At 71.0% G+C, this 3,257-nt stretch carries 5 protein-coding genes; all 5 read left to right on the forward strand.

The window, feature by feature from the left end:
* On the forward strand, positions 1-297 hold a 297-nt coding region (locus tag FMP39_RS36975), incomplete at its 5' end, for a pilus assembly protein N-terminal domain-containing protein (protein ID WP_141594653.1).
* Positions 294-1,001 carry a prepilin-type N-terminal cleavage/methylation domain-containing protein gene (locus FMP39_RS36980; RefSeq protein WP_141594655.1) on the forward strand — a complete coding sequence of 236 codons (708 nt, stop codon included), beginning with the start codon at positions 294-296 and terminating at the stop codon, positions 999-1,001. The genes FMP39_RS36975 and FMP39_RS36980, both read left to right, overlap by 4 nt.
* A complete protein-coding gene (locus tag FMP39_RS36985) occupies positions 998-1,552 on the forward strand; it encodes a prepilin cleavage protein (RefSeq protein ID WP_141594657.1) in 555 nt (184 codons plus the stop codon). The genes FMP39_RS36980 and FMP39_RS36985 overlap by 4 nt, the downstream gene beginning before the upstream one ends.
* Positions 1,553-1,563: 11 nt before the next feature.
* Positions 1,564-2,736 carry a PilW family protein gene (locus FMP39_RS36990; protein WP_228558653.1) on the forward strand — a complete coding sequence of 391 codons (1,173 nt, stop codon included), beginning with the start codon at positions 1,564-1,566 and terminating at the stop codon, positions 2,734-2,736.
* 5 nt (positions 2,737-2,741) lie between these two features.
* Positions 2,742-3,239: a hypothetical protein gene (locus tag FMP39_RS36995; RefSeq protein ID WP_141594661.1), complete on the forward strand. Its 498-nt coding sequence runs from the start codon at positions 2,742-2,744 to the stop codon at positions 3,237-3,239.
* Positions 3,240-3,257 lie beyond the last annotated feature (18 nt).

A 3,257-nucleotide genomic window follows, 5' to 3' on the forward strand; every position in this document is an offset into this window, starting at 1 on the left:
GAGACGGGCGGGACGGTGTCACTCTCCGCCGCCGCGCCCGAGCCGGACTACGCCGTCGAGGCGAAGAACGCGCAGCCGTCCGGCCTGGTGGTGCAGGTGAAGCCCCTTCATCAGACGCAGTTCATCGTGGAGAACGCCGAGCGCGTGAGGGTCCAGTCCTCCGCGGTGGTCGAGGCGTCGCTCGGTGAGCCGAATCAAATCATGGTCCAGGGGCTGAGCCTGGGCGTATCCGAGGTGCTCGTGTGGCGCCAGGGCAGCAGGCTGCCCCTGAGCGTGCGCGTGGAGGTCGCCAAGTGAGCCGGCGCGACGCACGCGGAATGACGCTGCTGGAGGTCAGCATCGTCCTCGCCATCATCGCGGTGCTGGCCGCGCTGGCCTACGCGGGCTACGCGCAGCTCAGCGCGCGGGCGGGACCGCAGAACGCGGCCGCCGACCTGTCCGGCGCGCTCGCCGAGGCCCGGGCCCGCGCCGTGGACCGTCAGGCCGACGTGTGGCTCATCATCTACCCGGACATCAATCCGGAGGGTCAGGCCGGCGCGGGCAATGGCGCCTGGTTCCTGCTGGAGGACCGCCTGCGCAACTTCGGAGACGCCGCGGGCGCCGGCGGACAGCTGAGCTTCGGCACCTTCTCGCCCCCGCTGGCCATCCAGCCTTCCGCGGACCAGGGCCGGTTGATGGACTCCATGTACCTGGACCGCTACTCGCAGCGCACCGTGCGCTTCGGCGCCAGCGGCAACCTGGAGTGGACCGGCATCTTCGAGGGACTGGCCGCCACGGACTGCAGCTTCTGCAGCGGCGCGCCGCGGCGGGGCGCCATCGTCTTCCGCGGTGACGGCTCCGCGCGCTTCGTGGACGGCGCGGGCCAGGCCGTCATCCCCGCCGGCAACGGCACCGTGAATCGGGCCGCGTCACTGGCGCTTCTCTCCACCGACGGGCAGCGCGAATACCTCTTCGCCGTCTCCGCGCCCGTTGGCTTCGTCGACATGAGGGTCAACCGATGAGGCGCCTGAATCCCGCATCCCGCCGCGCCCACATGCGCGGCGCCACGCTCATCGAAGGCATGGCGGCCGCCGCCATTCTCGCCATGGGCATCAGCGGCGTCTTCGGCGGGCTCATCTTCGCCAGCCATCAGAACGCTGCCGCCAACCGCCTGTCGCAGGCCAGCGCCATCGCCTCGCAGGTGCGCTCCGGCCTCCAGCTCCAGGGGCGCGCCCGCCTCTTCGCGGACACCGGGCCGCTGTCCAGCGCGCGCTGCGCCGGCGCCGCGGAGACGCTCGAGCTGGCCGGCGGCCTCTCCACCCTGCCCGACGCCTGCGTCGTGGACCTGGACGCCTTCGAGGCCGGGGCCGGAGACGCGCTGCTCCGCGTGGTGCCCGGCTACTCGCCGGAGGAGAGCGAGCACTACCGCCGCGTCCTCGTCTGGACGCCGGCGCAAGCCATCGACTCGGTCGCGGTGGTGGTGTCCTTCCGCAGCGCCGGCCAGCGCCGCTACGTCAAGCAGTTCGTCGCGCTCTACAACCCGGCGGAGAACGGCGCGGGGGTGGAGCTGTGAACAACCCCAGGATGCACGCGCGCCGCGGCTTCACGCTCATCGAGTTGCTGGTCGGCATCACCGTCTCCTCGGTGGTGCTGCTGGCGGTGGCGGGGACCATCATCGCCGTCAACAACATCTTCCAGAACAACACCGTCTCCAAGACGGCCGTCGAAGGCAGCCGCGTAGGCACCGACTTCCTCAACCGCACGCTGCGCTACGCGGGCTACGGGCTGGACCCCGCCATCGCCTTCGACTTCGACACGGTGGGCCTGCCGGAGGCCCGCAAGGACAACTACACGCAGGAAGTGGAGAACTGGGGCCACTTCGTCACCGACGACCTGGCCTTCCGCTACCGCGACCCGATGTTCCTGCGCCGCGGCCAGCTCGACGGCACCGGGGCGGGGCCCTTCCAGTTGGAGCTGGAGCCCGCCGCGACCTTCGGCCAGCCGCTGCGCCAGGGGCAGGCCATGCTCATCGCCTGCCCAGGCGGTCAGGACTACTTCCTCGGGCGGCTGACGGCGGACGTTGCCGCGGATGGCACCAGCGCCATGCTGAACACCGCGCTCGCCGCGGGCCTCCCGGGCGATGTGCCCAAGTCCTGCATGTCGGACACCGGCCGCATGCCCTTCGTCATGCTGGTGCATGAGAAGCGGCTGCGCGTGGAGGCGTTCGGTGGGCGCCCGTACCTGGTCGTGAGGCACGGCTGGGCGGCCAACGCCGACTTCGACCCCATCGCCGTGGACGTGGAGTCCTTCCAGGTCAGCTACCAGATGAACCGGCCGCCCGCGAACTCCGCGTGCTGCGCCGGCCTGGCCGCCCCCGACGGCGCCGTGGGCAGCGGCATGGCCTGGGTGCTGGGTGACGAGGACGCCGTCGTGCTGCCCAAGAACGACGACCAGGTTCCCGCGCCCACGTACAGCACGCCGTACGACGCGCCCCTCCGCTACAACATGAACCCGGCCAACATCCGTTCGGTGGGCGTGGGCCTCACGGTGCGCTCGGTGCGCCCGCTGCCCTCCGGCTCGAAGAACCAGGCCCGCAGGCTCTTCAACGCGGACCCCGTGAATCCCGAGGACATGTTCTTCCGCACCACCGTGGAGACGTCCGTCCGCATTCCCAACATGACGTCCCGCGCCTTCTTCATCCCCGAGCTGCGCGCCGAAGGCGTCGCCGGTGACCTCAAGAACGTCTGGGGAGGCTAGCCATCATGACCCACTTCGCCTCACGCCGGGGCAGCGCCCTGGCCATCACCCTGATTGCCCTGACGGTGCTGCTGCTGCTCGTCGCGGGCGCCATCACCTTCACCGGCCGCAACCAGTCCGCCGCCGTGGCCAAGACGCGCAGCGACCGCGTGGAGGCCTGCGCGGAGACGGCGCGACGCTACCTGCTGTCGCGGCTGAAGGTCTTCGGCACCGGCGCCGTGCCCGTCACCAGCATCAGCCTGGAGCAGGTGCTGCAAGACGACCAGGTCATCGCCGACAGCAGCGTCATGCGCACCGCCCACCTGGGTGACACCGCGTCGGCGCCCACCGCGGCGGTGCTCGCCTCGTCCTCGTTCAGCAGCGGCAAGGACCAGGTGAGCGACGCGGCCAACACCCTTCGAGAAGGCACGGCCGGCGGCAGCTACTACCGCGTGGTCGTCATGTGTGACGAACCCGGAGGCCGGCAGGCCGAGACCGAGTTCGTCTTCCGCTTCGGCATCTGACCCCTTCCGCCCCCGCCC

This window comes from Myxococcus sp. AB056 (assembly GCF_006547365.1).
Classification (GTDB): domain Bacteria; phylum Myxococcota; class Myxococcia; order Myxococcales; family Myxococcaceae; genus Myxococcus; species Myxococcus virescens.

Excerpts from the sequence above, each read along its gene's own strand:
- FMP39_RS36985 (WP_141594657.1), top strand. The coding sequence starts at position 998 with ATGAGGCGCCTGAATCCCGCATCCCGCCGCGCCCACATGCGCGGCGCC.
- FMP39_RS36990 (WP_228558653.1), top strand. The coding sequence starts at position 1,564 with ATGCACGCGCGCCGCGGCTTCACGCTCATCGAGTTGCTGGTCGGCATC.
- FMP39_RS36995 (WP_141594661.1), top strand. The coding sequence starts at position 2,742 with ATGACCCACTTCGCCTCACGCCGGGGCAGCGCCCTGGCCATCACCCTG.